Here is a 15,292-nt window from a genome sequence, read left to right as displayed (position 1 = left end):
TCCGAATTTGGATGGGATTTACAAAAATCTAGGCCGCGTATCATATCCAATTTACATAAAACTTCACCAGCGCTGCGGCAAGATCGGCTCGCGAGGCCTGTTCCAGACACCACGCCTGGGCATGTTCGGCCAGTTCCTGCGGCTGTTCACGGCTGGCTTTCCAATATTCGGTCATGTCCTGGCCGGCATTCCAGGCCCGCCAAAGACCGCTGATCGCTTTTTGCGCCGCCGGGGAAAGCCCCTGGGTGTAGAGCCTGAGGAACGCCTCGAGTTTTTCCAGGTGGACGTCTTCTTCCTGCTGGTAGATGTGCCAGAGCAACGGCCGGCCGGCCCACTGGGCGCGCACGAAGGAGTCTTCGCCACGCACGGCATTGAAATCGCAACACCATAACAATTGATCGTACTGGTCCTGGCGGATGAACGGCAACACCTGCACCGTCAACGCGCCGCGTCGATGTACCGCACCGACCGCCAGGTCATCGACCCCGAGCCAACGCTCGACATCACCGAGTACCCGCCCTTCGGGAACCAGCACATGAAACGCCTGGGCATCGGCGGCCATTGCGTCAAACCAGCTCGCCAACCCGGCGTTCTCGTAGGCAAACAGCGAGATCAGGCAGGCATTCGGCGCCCGCTCGACGCCCAGCCCTTGCAGGAACATTCGTTGCGCCTCGGCATCCTGCTGAAATTGCCGGCGGCGCTCCAGAAGCCCCGCCTCACGCAGCAGGCCACCTGTTCCTTCCTGGAAGCCCGGGAAGAAGAAATATTTCTGCACGTGTTTGTATTTGACCGACGGTAGGCCGTGGCAACCGATCACCCAGTCCTCGGCGCTCAAATAATCAAGGTTCATCCACAGGGGCGTCGTCTGGCGCGCGGCCATCGCATCCATGTAGGCGCTCGGCAGCTGGCAGGCAAACGCGGCGATCACCACGTCGGCAGCTTCGGTGGCCGCCCACTCCACGGGCCAGTGACGCACTTGCACGCCCTGCTGCCATTGCTCGGACAGGGTGATGTCGATTTCCGGGCAAATTCGTTCGAAGGCACGCAGGTCGTCGACCCATAGCCGCACCGCGCATCGATGTTCGGCCACCAACTGCCGAGCCAGGCGCCACGTGACACCAATGTCGCCAAAGTTATCGACGACGGTGCAAAAAATATCCCAACGCACGGTCATTCCCGACTCCCTGTGGCAAAGGCCTGATTGTCCCGAATAAACCGATCACGCAGAAGAGCCGACGGCGATTAATCTTCATGCGACAATCATCGCCTGCCCATGACCCTGCCAGGAAGCAGCCATGCCCGATCACTCGACACCCTCGCGCCTCACGGCTTTGCAATTGACCTTCAGCATCGCCCTGGGCCTGTGGCTGGGGTTCCTCGCCATCGTGTTGACGGGCTGGCTGCTGTCCAGATTTCTGTTCAACGAACAACTGGCACCCGTGGCCGCCGCCGTCCATCAACTGGCGCAACCACCGGCGCCGGCGGTGCAACCGGCCCCTGAGCCGCCCACACCGATGTTCGAGCAGTATCAGCAGAACCTGCAAAGGAACGAGCAGCGCCAAGCGCTCGACCAGGCCCGCAACAATCCGCGCAACCTGTCCAACCCCAAGTGCCAGTTCTGGTTGCAACAGGACCAGAATGCGCCCAGTGAAAAAAGCCGCGCCAACGTTCTGCAATTCTGCGAATGACCATGAACAAACAGACCGTCCACCAGTTGATTCTCGACAAGCTCAAGATTGATCTCGACATCGCCGAACGCGCTGCGCAGACCGCCTATGAAACCGCGACCCACGAAGAAAACATCGCCGAGAACAAGTACGACACCCTCGGCCTCGAGGCGTCCTACCTCGCCGCCGGACAAGCCAGGCGCGTAGAAGAAATCCGCCAGGCCCTCACCCTCTGCCAGAACCTGACGCCAAGGCCTTACGACGAGCAGCGCGGTATTCAGGTCGGCACATTGATCGGGCTGGAAGATGAGGACGGCCGTCAGCAATGGCTCTTCCTGGGGCCGGATGCAGCGGGTTTGAAGGTCTCGCTAGTGGGCCAGCCGATCACCGTCATCACCCCTCGCTCACCGCTGGGCCGCGGCCTTCTGGGCAAGTTCGAAGGGGATGAAGTAGAGATCGTGGTAGCGGGCGCCCGGCAACAGTTCGCTGTCACCGAGGCGATCTAGAAGGGTCTTAGTGCACCGGTAGTTCGACGCCGTCGAACAACTCTTCGAGTTCTTGCTTGTTGTGGCACTGGATGGCCTTGGCCATGACTTCCCGGGTCAGGTGCGGTGCAAATTTCTCGATGAAATCGCACATGAAACCCCGCAGGAACGTGCCGCGACGGAAACCGATCTTGGTCACGCTGGATTCGAACAACTCGCTGGCATCCAGTACTACCAGGTCGCTGTCGAGCTTGGTATCGACAGCCATCTTCGCGACGATGCCCACGCCCAGGCCCAGGCGAACGTAGGTCTTGATCACGTCGGCGTCGGCGGCGGTGAACACCACTTTCGGCGTCAGGCCACGATGGCTGAAGGCTTCGTCGAGCTTGGAACGACCGGTGAAACCGAATACGTAGGTCACGATCGGGTATTCGGCCAGGGCTTCGAGGGTCAGCTTCGGCAGCTTGGTCAACGGATGGCCCTGGGGCACGACCACGCAGCGGTTCCAGCGATAGCACGGCATCATCACCAGGTCCCCGAACAACTCCAGGGCTTCGGTGGCAATGGCGAAATCCACCGTGCCATCGGCGGCCATCTCGGCGATCTGCATCGGCGAGCCTTGGTGCATGTGCAGCGCCACGTCGGGGTATTGCTTGATGAAGTTGCTAATCACCGGCGGCAGCGCATAGCGGGCCTGGGTGTGGGTGGTGGCGATCGACAGGGTGCCTTTTTTCTCGTTGGAGAACTCCTGGGCGATCTGCTTGATGCTTTCGACCTTGCGCAGGATCTCGCCAGCGGTGGTGATGATGCGCTCGCCGGCCGGAGTCACGCGGGTCAGGTGTTTGCCACTGCGGGCGAAGACTTCGACGCCCAGTTCATCTTCCAACAGGCGGATCTGCTTGCTGATGCCGGGTTGCGACGTGTAGAGACTTTGGGCAGTAGCGGAAACGTTGAGGTCGTGGTGCGCCACTTCCCAGATGTAGCGCAGTTGTTGAAGCTTCATATGTATCCCTCAAAGCAGTTGGACGCCACGGGCATCAGCGACGGTATATAACTATATGAAAGGTTTCGACAATAAATCTAGAACTTTTTATAAAAAGCCATCATTTAGCCTCAGCCCTCTCCTTGGCGTCGGCGCTGTACCAGCGGTACCAGGTAGACCGGTACCCGGGATAACTGCAATACCCGTGCAGCGGTTCTGCCCAAGGGGGTCTCACCGCTTGCCCCTTGGCAATGACTGCCTACGATCAGCAAGTCGACAGAGAGTTTCGCAGCCTGCTCCAGGATGACTTGGGAAGGATCGCCCTGGTACACCCTGACCGACTTGATCAGTTGCAAATCCTGCTGACCGTCTCCCAACTCCTCGCGGAAACTGTCGAGCACTCGCTGTTCGATATTGGCCATCACCGTATTCAGACCTTGGCGGTGAAATTCGTTCAGCGCCTGCTCGTCAAGATAGCTTTGCAACACCGACTCGGCGAACAGCCCCATCGGTTCTACCGCATGCACCACATACAACTCGGCTTCAAACGTCCGTGCTAACGCCAAGGCATGCTGCATCACATAAGGGGCGTACAGGCCCAGGTCTGTGGCGTACAGCATCGAACGAATCATGTGACCTCCTCGCGTGCCAAAATGGCGGAGATTGATTCAGCTTAGCAGCGCCTCGGGGACTGCGACGTGCGGCTTGAAGTCCCGGACCAAGGGCAGTCAGGGCTTCATTTCGTTACTGATACCGTGGGGCACGTGACCGGTGGCGACCACCTCCCGGGCCAGTTCGCAATGGCCGGTCTGGTCATCGAAAAAAACATCGGCGGCGAAGGCTTCGAGGAAGGCCGATTTGGTCAGGCCACCCAGGAACAACGACTCGTCCAGGCGAATATCCCACTCACGCAAGGTCCGGATGACCCGCTCGTGGGCAGGTGCCGAACGGGCCGTCACCAGCGCCGTACGAATGGGGCAGGCGTCCTCGGGAAACTCGCGCTGCAGTGCATTGAGCGCCGCCAGGAACCCCTTGAACGGCCCGCCTCGCAGCGGCTCGCGGGCGGCCTGTCGCTCGCTGGCCTGGAAGGCTTCCAGCCCATCGGCCTGATAGACACGCTCCGACTCATCGGAAAACAGCACGGCATCGCCGTCGAAGGCAATGCGCAGTTCCTCGCTGGCCGCGCGACTGGCACCACCCGACAGAATGGTCGCGGCGGCAAACCCGGCGTCCAGGGCGCTGCGCACGTCTTCAGCGTGGGTGGACAAAAAGAGATCGCAACCGAACGCCTTGAGGTACGGGTAAGGACTGCGGCCGCCCACGAAAGCCGCGCGCGAGATCGCCAGCCCATAATGATGAATCGAGTTGAACACTCGAAGGCCGGTGTCGGCGCTGTTGCGCGAAACCAGGATCACCTCGACCCGGGCACGCCCCAGGTGCTCGTTGAGGTTCAGCAGCTTTTGCACCAGGGCGAAGGCATCACCGGGTGCCAGGACTTCGTCTTCATGCTCGATCTGGTATTGCCGATAGGCTTCGACGCCACTCGACAAATACACCTTGTGGCTTTCCCGCAGGTCGAACAGCGCCCGCGACGAAATCGCCAGCACCAGTTTGTCGTCGATGTTGTTTGCCATAGCGCTCCCCTTTCGCCCGCTCAGCGGTTATATCGGTCCACGAATGCCAACGCCTGGTACAAGGCTTCGATTTTCGGCAGCTCACACCCTGCCGCTTTCGCTGCCGCCAATGGCCGGCCGTAGATCGCGTCCAGCTCCAGCGCACGCTTGTGGGAATAATCGTGGTACATGCTCGGCCAGTAGTCGGGCATCTTCTCGGTCATCGTGAACAGATACTCGGCATAACCCGGCGCGATATGATGCCCGCAGGCTTGCGCACCGCGGACCACCTCCCCCATCAGTGCCTGGATCAATTCGCGGCTATGGTCGTTGGCCATCAACGGCGTGGTACTGGCGCCCAACAGAACCGAAAGACCGTTGTACGGCACATTCCACACCAGCTTCTGCCAGCGGGCCTGTTGCAGGCCCGGCATGGCCTGGGCGTCGATACCGGCGCTGCGGAACAACGTCGCCGCCTCTTCGACGATCACCATGCGTTGTGCCTGATCGGCGCAAGGACCGCTGTGATAGCCGACGTTGACCGCACCAAGGGCCTGGTGGGTGACGACACCAGGGCCGACGCGATGCACGCAGATCAGGCACAGGCCACCCAACAGGTGCAACGAATCGGGCAACAAAGGGCGAAGATCGTCTTCGACATCCAGGCCGTTCTGCAGCAACAGGACTTTTGCACCGTCAGCGGCAGCCTGGGTAATGGCCGGGGCCAGCTCGGCATTACTGGTGGTCTTGGCGCCGACCAGCAGCCAGTCGCAGGGCGGCATATCGGCTGCCGAGCGATACGCCTGGACGGGGTTGAGGGCCAGCGTACCGTGAACCGCGCTGTCGATCCGCAAACCGGCTTCGGCCACGGCAGCAAATTCGCTGCGCAGTAAAAAGTGCACGTCAAAACCGGCACGCGCCAGCATCACGCCGTAGAACCCACCGATCGCCCCGGTGCCGATCATCCCGATCCGCGGTTTCACGCCTGCCTGCATCTTTGCAACTCTCCTGGTAAAAGCCCCTGCACACTATCAGCGCGAGCGGCATGGCATGCAATCTTCATTACATCTGCTCACGAATCTGTTGCAGAGCCATCTCCAAGGCCTTTTCCCCAGCCTTTAGGGCATTAAACCCGTCCCAGCCCATTGTCGAGCAGCCTCGTAACGCGATAAGGTTCGGCTCCCCGACGCGCTTAAAATCCGCTGTGCACCGCCGCGCGGGGATCGCTGGCGGCCGGCACCCGTGACCTGACGAGTAACACGATGGCTGATTTACCGATCAACGACCTTAACGTCGCCTCCAACGAGACCCTCATCACGCCTGACCAGCTCAAGCGCGATATTCCCCTGAGCGACGCTGCCCTGCGCACCGTGACCAAGGGCCGGGAAGTCATCCGCAACATCCTGGACGGCACCGATCATCGCCTGTTCGTGGTCATCGGGCCCTGCTCGATCCATGACATCAAGGCCGCCCACGAATACGCCGAGCGCCTCAAGGTGCTGGCTGCGGAAGTCTCCGACACCTTGTACCTGGTCATGCGGGTGTATTTCGAGAAGCCTCGGACCACCGTCGGCTGGAAAGGCCTGATCAACGACCCTTACCTGGATGACTCCTTCAAGATCCAGGACGGCCTGCACATCGGTCGCCAATTGCTGCTGGACCTGGCGGAAATGGGCCTGCCCACGGCCACCGAAGCCCTGGACCCGATCTCGCCGCAATACTTGCAGGACCTGATCAGCTGGTCGGCCATCGGCGCGCGCACCACCGAATCCCAGACCCACCGCGAAATGGCCTCCGGCCTGTCGTCGGCAGTGGGCTTCAAGAACGGCACCGACGGTGGCCTCACCGTGGCGATCAACGCCTTGCAGTCGGTCTCCAGCCCACATCGCTTCCTGGGCATCAACCAGGAAGGTGGCGTGTCGATCGTCACCACCAAGGGCAACGCCTACGGTCACGTGGTACTGCGCGGTGGCAACGGCAAGCCGAACTACGATTCGGTCAGCGTCGCGCTGTGTGAACAGGCGCTGAACAAAGCCAAGATCAAGCCGAACATCATGGTCGACTGCAGCCACGCCAACTCCAACAAGGACCCGGCACTGCAACCGCTGGTGATGGAGAACGTGGCCAACCAGATCCTGGAAGGCAACCAGTCGATTATCGGCCTGATGGTCGAAAGCCACTTGAATTGGGGCTGCCAGGCCATCCCGAAAGACCTCGCCGACTTGCAGTACGGCGTCTCCATCACCGATGCCTGCATCGACTGGAGCGCCACCGAGAACACCCTGCGCAGCATGCATGCCAAGCTCAAGGATGTATTGCCGAAGCGGCAGCGTGGCTGAAAAAGATCGCAGCCTCGTTTCACTCGACAGCTCCTACGCAGCTCCTACACAGCTCCTGCACATATTTGGAGCGGGGATGTAGGAGCTGGCGAAGCCTGCGATCTTTTACTTTCCTCAAGACATAAAAAAACGCCGGGCTCTTCAGCCCGGCGTTTTTTTTGGGAATGCTTTTTCTCAGAGTTTCGCCGCGTGCCGCTGGTGACGCTCCATGTAGCGCTCCACGTAGGAGCAGGATGGGATCACCGTGTAGCCCATTTCTTCGGCGTACTGCAGCGCACTTTCGGTCAACGCCGCCGCGATGCCCCGGCCGCGCAAGGCGTTGGGCACGAAGGTGCGATAGATATCCAGGGTCTGCTTGCCCAGGTCCATATAGGTCAGATAGGCACGATGACCGTCCACATTGGTCTCGAACTGATGACCAGCCTGGTCATGGTGGATGGTAACCGCCTCGCTCATCACTACTCCTCGCGGGTCTGAATGCCGACCCCTACCTTACCGATGTTTTTCCGGCGAAGGAACATCTACGCCACCCCGTGCCTTCCTGGTCACCGAGCGCCAAAACCGATCCGCTCAAACCCGAGCACGTCGTGAATAGTAGGCACCAATGACGCAAATGCTCAAGGCACGCCTGTCATCGAAGGGGTAACCTGGTCGGGTTTATCGATTGAGCGCCATCGTCGCGCTGTAGTCGGTCGCGGTGCAATAGCTGAACATCGCCAGTTGTTGAGTCTTGAGACGAGCGCGCGTAGTTAAAGTCACCGCCATTACCAATAAAGATGCCTGGGGCATTGCACAAAAAACGTACAAAAGTGTAGGTGAATCAATAAACAACGACGTTAGCGAGGGCTGCAAGAGTTCGCCCCGCCGCGGAACTTTTTTCCGCCAGCGCGCTCCAGCCATGGGCTTTGGCCTGTATATTTTTTAAACACCCCGAAGAAAAGTTGCTCGAAAAAGAATCACCGCCTACAATTTTTTTGCTTCTTGCGCTACGTCAGTTTACTTACTACAAGTAATGGGTAGTATGTACGCCGGCTAACTCCTCAGTCTGGGGAGACAGTCACTAATAGAAAGTCCTTGAAGGGGAAACCGATGAACAACGTTCTGAAATTCTCTGCTCTGGCCCTGGCCGCAGTTCTGGCTACCGGTTGCAGCAGCGCATCGAAAGAAACCGAAGCACGTCTGACTGCTACCGAAGACGCAGCAGCTCGCTCCCAGGCTCGTGCAGACGAAGCTTACCGTAAAGCTGATGAAGCTCTGGCTGCTGCTCAAAAAGCACAACAGACTGCTGACGAAGCTAACGAGCGTGCTCTGCGCATGCTGGAAAAAGCTAGCCGCAAGTAATAGTCCCTCGGGATTGTTATCGAGCCGACCCATTTTTGGGTCGGCTTTTTTTTTGGATTCGAGAGCTGTTGCCCGGTGTTTTCCCAAGCAATAAAAAACCCGCCGACATCGCGAAACGTCGGCGGGTTGTTGTCGAGTCTTTTACTGCTGCAAGTCGATCGGCGCGCTCGTGACCATCGGTGCCGAGGTATTCGGAACAGCGATTTCCACCGGCATGCCATCTTCGGCCGCCACCACGTCCCGCACCACGTCCCAGTTCATGCGCAAGTTGCTGGTGATGTCTTCACGCTTGAGCATCGCGTTGATCACCGAGGTGTGCTTGTCCACCACCGACGGGTTGCCCTTGTCGTCCAGCGGTGTATGAGCCTCCAAGTACACCTTGCCACCGCTCAAGCCCAGCTTGTAGGGGTCGTTTATGATCCGCACCGATGTACCCACCGGCACCATGCCGGCCATTTCCAGCACGTTATTGTTGAACATCCGGAAGCAGCCGTGGCTGGTCCGCATGCCGATGCCGAACTTCTTGTTCGAACCATGGATCAGGTAACCCGGGGTGCCCAGGGTGAACTTGAAGGGACCCAGCGGGTTATCAGGGCCGGCGGGCACGACATTCGGCAGCGGGTCACCGTCAGCGGCGTGTTCGGCCTTGATCGATGCCGGCGGGGTCCAGGTCGGGTTCGGCGTCTTGGCGATGATGCTGGTGTGGGCGATCGGCGATCCCCAGCCCTCACGCCCGATCCCCAGCGGGAAGGTGTAGACCACGTTCCGCCCCTTGGGGAAATAGTAGAGACGGTACTCGGCAAGGTTGATCACGATGCCTTCGCGCGGGCCCGGCGGCAGGATGAAACGAGTCGGCAGCACGATCTCGGTGCCTGCGCCCGGCAACCAGGGATCGACCCCCGGGTTGGCGGCGACCATCTCGCTGTAGCCCAGGTCATAGGTGGTACCCAGGTCGGCGAAGGTGTCTTCGTATTTGGCCTTGATAACCTGCACCTGGCCAACGATGTCTTCACCCGGCGGTGGCAGAGGCAGCTCCAGGGCTGCAACGGGGCCCGCCATACACAGGGCGGCAAGAGACAGGCAGCGGGCGACGGCAGGCAAGCGCGGCAACATCCGGGAAATCCTTCGCAGATCGAACAAGGGGTTATGAAAACGGCGATTGTACACTGCCACCTGTTATTTCGGGGAGAGCGGTACAGAGGCGTCCGATGTGCAGCATGCCTGGAAGTTGAAATGCCCCCTGTGGGAGCGAGCTTGCTCGCGATAGCGGTGGGCCTGCTCGCCCTGTATTGGAGGTGCCGGCCCTATCGCGAGCAAGCTCGCTCCCACACTGGAACGGGGACTACAACTCGAACCGCAACTCCGGCCAGATTGGCGAGGTGCCGCGCTTCTGGGACTCCAGGATCGCCCGGCACAACGAGCACAGGCGATGATCCTGGAAAATCTTGCGATCGACGCTCGACCAGCGCGGTTGGGCCGGCAGCAGGCTGCCGCAGAGAGTCCGGTCGGCCGAGCCACCGAGTTCCAACTGCCGGGTCACCAGGTGCACCCGTACTTCCTGGCAGGCGAACAGATCCAGCTGCTCGTCAGGCTCGATCAGTTGGTAGGCAAACAAGGACCAGGCGGGACGCGGCATCGGGGGCTCCAAATCGGGGGCGCCACATTAGCCGAAAGCCCGCCGGTAGAAAAGCGTCAAAGCAGCGGTTTCAGTGTCGGCCAGACATTTTCCAGCAACTTGCCCTGGGCCGCGACGGACGGGTGCAATCCGTCGCCTTGCATCATGGTCGGGATGCCACCGACGTCCTTGAGAAAAAACGGCACCAGCGGGACTTTTTTCTCCTCGGCCAGGGTGCTGTAGACCCGGGTAAAGGCATCGGTGTAGCGCCGTCCGTAATTGGGAGGCAGTTGCATGCCCAGCAAAAGTACCTGGGCACCGCTGGCGCGAGCGCTGTCGATCATCGCTGCAAGGTTTTGTTGCAATTGTGTTGGCGGCTGTCCGCGCAAGCCATCGTTGCCGCCCAGTTCCAGGATCACCAGGTCCGGCTTATGGGCTGCAAGCAGCGCCGGCAGCCGCGCCTGGCCTCCAGCGCTGGTGTCGCCACTGATGGACGCATTGACCACTTTATCGTCAAAACCCTCGGCCTTGAGCCGTTGCTCGAGCAACGACACCCACCCTTGCCGGGTATCCAGGCCGAAAGCCGCGCTGATACTATCGCCAACGATCAGGACTGTACCCGCCGCTGCGTTCTGGGCCATGCACATCAAGGCCAGGCCGGCACTCAAAAACCACACACGCATCGGACTCTCCATGGGCTCAAGCATTCTCACCGCGACAGACCTTAGCAAAGTGGTCTCCAGCGCGGAAGGTGAACTGACCATCCTGCACGAACTCAGCCTGGAACTGAACAAAGGCGATAGCCTGGCCATCGTCGGCGCGTCCGGTTCCGGCAAATCCACCCTCCTGGGCCTGCTGGCCGGCCTCGACCTGCCCAGCAGCGGCGAGGTGACGCTCGCCGGCCGGGCCCTCAGCACCCTGGATGAAGACCAGCGTGCGCGGATCCGCGCCGAGCATGTCGGTTTCGTCTTCCAGTCGTTCCAGTTGCTCGACAGCCTCAACGCACTGGAAAACGTCATGCTGCCGCTGGAACTGGACGGCCGCAAGGACGCCCGCGAGCGCGCCACGCAACTGTTGCAGCGCGTTGGCCTGGGCCAGCGCCTGACCCACTCGCCGCGCCAGCTCTCCGGTGGCGAACAGCAACGGGTGGCGATTGCCCGCGCCTTTGCCGCCGAGCCCGACGTGCTGTTTGCCGACGAACCCACCGGCAACCTCGACAGCCACACCGGCGAGCGCATCAGCGACCTGCTGTTCGAATTGAACAAGGAACGCGGCACGACCCTGGTGCTGGTCACCCACGATGAACGCCTGGCCCATCGCTGCCGGCGCCTGATCCGACTTGAAGCCGGCGAGATGGTCGCCCCTCTGGAGCCTTGATGGCACGCTTGCCGCTGTTACGCCTGTTCAGTCTCGCTGTCCGTCAATTGCTTCGCGATGCCCGCGCCGGTGAGTTGCGGGTGTTGTTCTTCGCCCTGCTGGTGGCGGTGGCGGCGAGTACCGCCATCGGTTATTTCGGTGCCCGCCTCAACGGCGCGATGATGATGCGCGCCACCGAATTCCTCGGTGCCGACCTGCTGCTCGAAGGCAGTTCCCCCGCCCGCCCGGAGCAGATCCGCAGCGGCACCGACCTGGGACTGGAACACGCCCGGGTCGTGGAGTTCTCCAGTGTCGTGGCCACCGACAATGGCATCCAGCTGTCCAGCGTCAAGGCGGCCGATGACAGCTACCCCTTGCGCGGCGAGCTGAAAAGCACCCCCACCCCGTTTGCCCCGGAAGAAACCGGCGGACGCCCGAACCCTGGCGAGGCCTGGGTCGAAGCACGGCTGCTGACGGCACTGGACCTGAAGATCGGCGACAGCATCGACGTTGGCAACCAGACCTTGCGCCTGAGCCGCGTGCTGACTTATGAGCCCGATCGCGCCGGCAACTTCTACAGCCTCACCCCGCGGGTGCTGATCAACCTCAAGGACCTGGAGGCCACCGGCGTCGTCCAGCCGGGCAGCCGTGTCAGCTATCGCGACCTGTGGCGCGGCCCAGCGCCAGCGCTGCAAACCTACCGCGACCTGGTCAAGCCTGGCCTTGAAGCCAACCAGCGCCTGCAGGATGCCCGCGACGGCAACCGGCAGATCGGTGGCGCCTTGGGCAAGGCCGAGCGCTACCTGAACATGGCCAGCCTGGTGGCGGTGCTGCTGTCCGGTGTCGCCGTCGCGCTCTCGGCCAACCGCTTTGCCACCCGACGTTTCGATGCCAGCGCGCTGCTGCGTTGCCTGGGCCTGTCACGCCGGGAAACCATGGTGCTGTTCAGCCTGCAATTGACGGTACTGGGCCTGCTCGCCAGCATCAGTGGCGCCCTGCTCGGCTGGATCGCCCAACTGGGCCTGTTCGCCCTGCTGCACGACCTGCTGCCCACCACCGTTCCGCCGGGTGGCCTGCTGCCGGCAGTCGCCGGGATCGGCACCGGGCTGGTGGCCCTGGCGGGGTTCGCCCTGCCGCCATTGGCTGCGCTGGGCCGGGTACCACCGTTGCGCGTGCTGCGCCGGGACATGCTGCCGATCCCCTCCAGCTCCTGGGTGATCTACGGTGCCGCGCTGGGCGCCCTGGGCCTGATCATGTGGCGCCTGAGCCTGGACCTGGTCCTCACCTTCGCCCTGCTGGGCGGTGGCGTCGTCGCCGCGCTGGTGCTCGGCGGCCTGTTGTTGTTGCTGCTCCAGAGCCTGCGTCGCCTGCTGGCCCGCGCTTCCCTGCCCTGGCGGCTGGGCCTCGGCCAATTGCTGCGTCATCCCTTGGCGGCAGCCGGCCAGGCCCTGGCGTTCGGCCTGATCCTGTTGTCCATGGCGTTGATCGCGCTGTTACGCGGTGAATTGCTGGACACCTGGCAAAACCAGTTGCCGAAAAATGCCCCGAACTATTTCGCCCTGAACATCCTGCCCAACGACAAACAGGCCTTCACCGACAAGCTGCTGGCGCTGTCGGCGCAATCGGCCCCGCTCTACCCCGTGGTCCCCGGGCGCCTCATCAGCATCAATGGCGAGCCGGCCACAGAGTTCGTCACCAAGGACTCTGCGGGTGACCGGGCGCTGCAACGTGACCTGAGCCTGACCTGGGCTGCGGACCTGCCGGCGGGCAACGTTGTCACCGCAGGGACCTGGTGGGCTCAGCAGCCACCGGACGATATCCCGGGGGTTTCGGTGGAAGGCAAAGTGGCCGAGAACCTCAAGATCAAGCTGGGCGACCGCCTGGTATTCAGCGTGGGCGGCGTCAATCGTGAAGCGAAGGTCACCAGCCTGAGGGAGATCAACTGGGACAATTTCCAGCCCAACTTCTTCATGATCTTCCAGCCCGGCACATTGAAGGATCTGCCAGCGACCTATCTCACCAGTTTCTACCTGGCGTCGGGCCACGACCAACAGATCGTCGACCTGTCCCGGGCCTTTCCGGCGGTGACGATCCTGCAAGTCGAGGCCCTGCTCGAGCAACTGCGCAGCATCCTGGCCCAGGTGACCCTGGCGGTGGAGTATGTGTTGCTGTTTGTGCTGGCAGCGGGGATGGCGGTGCTGTTTTCCGGCCTGCAGGCGACCCTCGACGAGCGCATTCGCCAAGGCGCGCTATTGCGCGCACTGGGCGCCGAACGGCCCCTGCTGGTCAAGGCCCGGCGCATCGAGTTCGGCCTGCTGGGCGCGGTCAGTGGCCTGCTCGCGGCCCTGGGTTCGGAGCTGGTGAGCCTGGTGCTTTACCGGTACGCCTTCGACCTGCCCTGGCATCCGCATCCTTGGCTCTTGGCATTGCCGCTGCTGGGGGCCTTGTTGATCGGCGCGGCCGGTGTGTTCGGCACCCGTCGAGCGCTCAATGCCAGCCCGCTGACAGTATTGCGCGAGGGTTGATAGACTCCCGGCTTCGCTATTACAAGAAGTTGCCATGAGCCGTTATCGCCCACCCCGCACCGCCGGCACCGCGCTGATCACCCCCGAGGGTGAAGCGCGGATGCGCGCTGAATTCCATGAGCTGTGGCATGTGCGCCGTCCACAGGTGACCCAGGCGGTCAGCGAGGCGGCGGCCCAGGGTGATCGTTCGGAAAACGCCGAATACACCTACGGCAAGAAAATGCTGCGGGAAATCGACAGTCGCGTGCGCTTCCTCACCAAGCGCCTTGAAGCGCTCAAAGTGGTCAGTGAAAAACCCAGCGATCCGAACAAGGTGTATTTCGGCGCCTGGGTGACGGTCGAAGATGAGGATGGCAAGGAATCACGCTATCGCATCGTCGGCCCGGACGAGCTGGACCTGAAACAGAACCTGATCAGTATCGACTCACCGTTGGCACGAGCCCTGATCGGCAAGGCCCTGGATGCCGAGGTCAGCGTCCAGACGCCTACCGGCGAGAAACGGGTCTACATCGTGGACATCGCGTATCCGTAATCCTCGCCTCAGCGGCGCGTGATCAATCCCTGCCGGGCGACACGGGTCAACTGCCGGATCATTTCAGGAGCGTCCGCCGCACAGGGGGACTGGATGACAGCCAGGTCGAAACTGTCATTGGCGAACCGCGCCAGTGACTCGCCGTCTTCGACAAACTGGATCAGGAAAGCAGCGGGCCCATGGTTACGACGCGGCCAGCCGTCGAGATAGCGCAAAAGCGTTGGCTGGTGAGTGCCGCCCAGGAGAATTTTCGGATTGCGTTGCACAAGGTTCGCCGTAATCGGCGCAAGACGTACTAGGGGGCTGGGTGCGTTCATCGTGTCGTGTCTCTGCCTCAAAAGTCTGCATGGCAGGTGAGAGGCAACACCGAACCAGCGCTTTAGCGGTATTTCGAAGCCTTGTCTTCGGCTTCTATCGGCGACTGGATTGAGTCACCTGGCGCCCCGCAAGTAGCTGTTTAAATCGGCGCATGAGCGGCATCCTAGAGAAGCTGACTGGCCAGTGTCAAGAATCACTCCGCATAAAAAGGCCCGTAGAAGACGGTAATGCTGTTTTCTGATTATCTGTTCCGAGAGGCGTGGGTTGGTGTATGTATCCGTTTCTGCGGTAACGGCTACTTATGGTTCCGCTCTTACAGCGGGTCACTTTTGGAAGAGCGCCAAAAGTAACCAAAAGCGCTCTGCCCCACCACTCGGCACCTCGCCTAGGCTCGGTGTGCCCTCACTCCGGCATTGCTCCGTGGGCCGCCGCGAAGGGCCATCCATGGCCCAGCGCGGCTACCTCGGCATCCATGCCGAGGTGCCCACTGCGCAATGCCTGCGTTCGGCCAGCGTGGTT

Annotated in this window: 17 protein-coding genes; 7 read left to right on the top strand and 10 right to left on the bottom strand. The window is 61.4% G+C overall.

The features are described 5' to 3' along the window. Positions 1–40: 40 nt before the first annotated feature. Positions 41–1,174 (bottom strand): elongation factor P maturation arginine rhamnosyltransferase EarP, encoded by a 1,134-nt coding sequence (gene earP, locus AB4Z20_RS26245; protein WP_442090975.1) that lies wholly within the window; start codon positions 1,172–1,174, stop codon positions 41–43. Between the two features lie 121 nt (positions 1,175–1,295). Between earP and AB4Z20_RS26240 the strand changes: the two genes are divergently transcribed. Further along, complete coding sequence (locus AB4Z20_RS26240; RefSeq protein ID WP_214510816.1) at positions 1,296–1,688, top strand: hypothetical protein; 393 nt, start codon at positions 1,296–1,298, stop codon at positions 1,686–1,688. 2 nt (positions 1,689–1,690) lie between these two features. Beyond that, the gene (locus AB4Z20_RS26235; protein WP_253472670.1) at positions 1,691–2,173 is read left to right on the top strand and encodes a GreA/GreB family elongation factor; all 483 of its coding nucleotides are present in this window, start codon (positions 1,691–1,693) and stop codon (positions 2,171–2,173) included. A gap of 7 nt (positions 2,174–2,180) precedes the next feature. Here AB4Z20_RS26235 and cysB read toward each other — a convergent pair whose 3' ends face one another. From cysB to AB4Z20_RS26215, 4 genes are all read right to left on the bottom strand, one after another. Further along, positions 2,181–3,155, bottom strand: coding sequence for an HTH-type transcriptional regulator CysB (cysB, locus tag AB4Z20_RS26230; protein ID WP_003199376.1), 975 nt, complete (start codon positions 3,153–3,155; stop codon positions 2,181–2,183). A gap of 110 nt (positions 3,156–3,265) precedes the next feature. Next, a complete protein-coding gene (locus AB4Z20_RS26225; RefSeq protein ID WP_214510815.1) occupies positions 3,266–3,766 on the bottom strand; it encodes a universal stress protein in 501 nt (166 codons plus the stop codon). 96 nt (positions 3,767–3,862) lie between these two features. Continuing rightward, a complete protein-coding gene (locus AB4Z20_RS26220; protein ID WP_003199368.1) occupies positions 3,863–4,768 on the bottom strand; it encodes a 5'-nucleotidase in 906 nt (301 codons plus the stop codon). Positions 4,769–4,788: 20 nt separating this feature from the next. Beyond that, positions 4,789–5,742, bottom strand: a complete 954-nt coding sequence (locus AB4Z20_RS26215; RefSeq protein WP_046063755.1) for a putative 2-dehydropantoate 2-reductase — start codon at positions 5,740–5,742, stop codon at positions 4,789–4,791. A gap of 267 nt (positions 5,743–6,009) precedes the next feature. Between AB4Z20_RS26215 and AB4Z20_RS26210 the strand changes: the two genes are divergently transcribed. Continuing rightward, complete coding sequence (locus tag AB4Z20_RS26210) at positions 6,010–7,086, top strand: 3-deoxy-7-phosphoheptulonate synthase (protein ID WP_003199364.1); 1,077 nt, start codon at positions 6,010–6,012, stop codon at positions 7,084–7,086. Between the two features lie 174 nt (positions 7,087–7,260). Here the strand turns inward: AB4Z20_RS26210 and AB4Z20_RS26205 are convergent, their stop codons facing one another. Further along, positions 7,261–7,542 (bottom strand): GNAT family N-acetyltransferase, encoded by a 282-nt coding sequence (locus tag AB4Z20_RS26205; RefSeq protein WP_003199362.1) that lies wholly within the window; start codon positions 7,540–7,542, stop codon positions 7,261–7,263. A 633-nt stretch (positions 7,543–8,175) separates the two neighbouring features. Here AB4Z20_RS26205 and oprI point away from each other — a divergent pair. Further along, complete coding sequence (oprI, locus tag AB4Z20_RS26200; RefSeq protein WP_003183784.1) at positions 8,176–8,427, top strand: outer membrane lipoprotei OprI; 252 nt, start codon at positions 8,176–8,178, stop codon at positions 8,425–8,427. A gap of 141 nt (positions 8,428–8,568) precedes the next feature. On the opposite strand, the gene AB4Z20_RS26195 is transcribed toward oprI, so the two are convergent. The 3 genes from AB4Z20_RS26195 to AB4Z20_RS26185 form a co-directional block, all read right to left on the bottom strand. Beyond that, entirely contained in the window at positions 8,569–9,540 is a 972-nt protein-coding gene (locus AB4Z20_RS26195; protein ID WP_003199349.1) for a L,D-transpeptidase family protein, read from the bottom strand. Positions 9,541–9,769: 229 nt separating this feature from the next. Next, entirely contained in the window at positions 9,770–10,063 is a 294-nt protein-coding gene (locus AB4Z20_RS26190) for a hypothetical protein (protein WP_003199347.1), read from the bottom strand. Between the two features lie 56 nt (positions 10,064–10,119). Continuing rightward, the gene (locus AB4Z20_RS26185) at positions 10,120–10,725 is read right to left on the bottom strand and encodes an arylesterase (RefSeq protein WP_214510814.1); all 606 of its coding nucleotides are present in this window, start codon (positions 10,723–10,725) and stop codon (positions 10,120–10,122) included. A 10-nt stretch (positions 10,726–10,735) separates the two neighbouring features. On the opposite strand from AB4Z20_RS26185, the gene AB4Z20_RS26180 reads away from it, so the two are divergent. The 3 genes from AB4Z20_RS26180 to greB are packed head-to-tail and all read left to right on the top strand — an operon-like array spanning position 10,736 to position 14,455. Then, positions 10,736–11,419 carry an ABC transporter ATP-binding protein gene (locus AB4Z20_RS26180; RefSeq protein ID WP_063322323.1) on the top strand — a complete coding sequence of 228 codons (684 nt, stop codon included), beginning with the start codon at positions 10,736–10,738 and terminating at the stop codon, positions 11,417–11,419. After that, a complete protein-coding gene (locus AB4Z20_RS26175) occupies positions 11,419–13,923 on the top strand; it encodes an ABC transporter permease (protein WP_253472667.1) in 2,505 nt (834 codons plus the stop codon). The genes AB4Z20_RS26180 and AB4Z20_RS26175 overlap by 1 nt, the downstream gene beginning before the upstream one ends. Before the next feature lie 34 nt (positions 13,924–13,957). Next, positions 13,958–14,455 (top strand): transcription elongation factor GreB, encoded by a 498-nt coding sequence (greB, locus tag AB4Z20_RS26170; protein ID WP_003199337.1) that lies wholly within the window; start codon positions 13,958–13,960, stop codon positions 14,453–14,455. Between the two features lie 8 nt (positions 14,456–14,463). On the opposite strand, the gene AB4Z20_RS26165 is transcribed toward greB, so the two are convergent. Then, complete coding sequence (locus AB4Z20_RS26165) at positions 14,464–14,772, bottom strand: class I SAM-dependent methyltransferase (RefSeq protein WP_212796954.1); 309 nt, start codon at positions 14,770–14,772, stop codon at positions 14,464–14,466. Positions 14,773–15,292: the final 520 nt, after the last annotated feature.

Origin of the sequence: Pseudomonas sp. KB_12 (genome assembly GCF_052114545.1) — a bacterium.
Taxonomy (GTDB): Bacteria; Pseudomonadota; Gammaproteobacteria; order Pseudomonadales; family Pseudomonadaceae; genus Aquipseudomonas; species Aquipseudomonas brassicacearum.
The sequence above is the reverse complement of the archived record's forward strand: the minus strand, read 5'-3'. Positions and strand labels throughout refer to the sequence as shown.

What these genes read in the sequence shown, in the direction of transcription:
- earP (WP_442090975.1), bottom strand. Translation starts at nt 1,174, where the DNA reads ATGACCGTGCGTTGGGATATTTTTTGCACCGTCGTCGATAACTTTGGC.
- AB4Z20_RS26240 (WP_214510816.1), top strand. Translation starts at nt 1,296, where the DNA reads ATGCCCGATCACTCGACACCCTCGCGCCTCACGGCTTTGCAATTGACC.
- AB4Z20_RS26235 (WP_253472670.1), top strand. Translation starts at nt 1,691, where the DNA reads ATGAACAAACAGACCGTCCACCAGTTGATTCTCGACAAGCTCAAGATT.
- cysB (WP_003199376.1), bottom strand. Translation starts at nt 3,155, where the DNA reads ATGAAGCTTCAACAACTGCGCTACATCTGGGAAGTGGCGCACCACGAC.
- AB4Z20_RS26225 (WP_214510815.1), bottom strand. Translation starts at nt 3,766, where the DNA reads ATGATTCGTTCGATGCTGTACGCCACAGACCTGGGCCTGTACGCCCCT.
- AB4Z20_RS26220 (WP_003199368.1), bottom strand. Translation starts at nt 4,768, where the DNA reads ATGGCAAACAACATCGACGACAAACTGGTGCTGGCGATTTCGTCGCGG.
- AB4Z20_RS26215 (WP_046063755.1), bottom strand. Translation starts at nt 5,742, where the DNA reads ATGCAGGCAGGCGTGAAACCGCGGATCGGGATGATCGGCACCGGGGCG.
- AB4Z20_RS26210 (WP_003199364.1), top strand. Translation starts at nt 6,010, where the DNA reads ATGGCTGATTTACCGATCAACGACCTTAACGTCGCCTCCAACGAGACC.
- AB4Z20_RS26205 (WP_003199362.1), bottom strand. Translation starts at nt 7,542, where the DNA reads ATGAGCGAGGCGGTTACCATCCACCATGACCAGGCTGGTCATCAGTTC.
- oprI (WP_003183784.1), top strand. Translation starts at nt 8,176, where the DNA reads ATGAACAACGTTCTGAAATTCTCTGCTCTGGCCCTGGCCGCAGTTCTG.
- AB4Z20_RS26195 (WP_003199349.1), bottom strand. Translation starts at nt 9,540, where the DNA reads ATGTTGCCGCGCTTGCCTGCCGTCGCCCGCTGCCTGTCTCTTGCCGCC.
- AB4Z20_RS26190 (WP_003199347.1), bottom strand. Translation starts at nt 10,063, where the DNA reads ATGCCGCGTCCCGCCTGGTCCTTGTTTGCCTACCAACTGATCGAGCCT.
- AB4Z20_RS26185 (WP_214510814.1), bottom strand. Translation starts at nt 10,725, where the DNA reads ATGCGTGTGTGGTTTTTGAGTGCCGGCCTGGCCTTGATGTGCATGGCC.
- AB4Z20_RS26180 (WP_063322323.1), top strand. Translation starts at nt 10,736, where the DNA reads ATGGGCTCAAGCATTCTCACCGCGACAGACCTTAGCAAAGTGGTCTCC.
- AB4Z20_RS26175 (WP_253472667.1), top strand. Translation starts at nt 11,419, where the DNA reads ATGGCACGCTTGCCGCTGTTACGCCTGTTCAGTCTCGCTGTCCGTCAA.
- greB (WP_003199337.1), top strand. Translation starts at nt 13,958, where the DNA reads ATGAGCCGTTATCGCCCACCCCGCACCGCCGGCACCGCGCTGATCACC.
- AB4Z20_RS26165 (WP_212796954.1), bottom strand. Translation starts at nt 14,772, where the DNA reads ATGAACGCACCCAGCCCCCTAGTACGTCTTGCGCCGATTACGGCGAAC.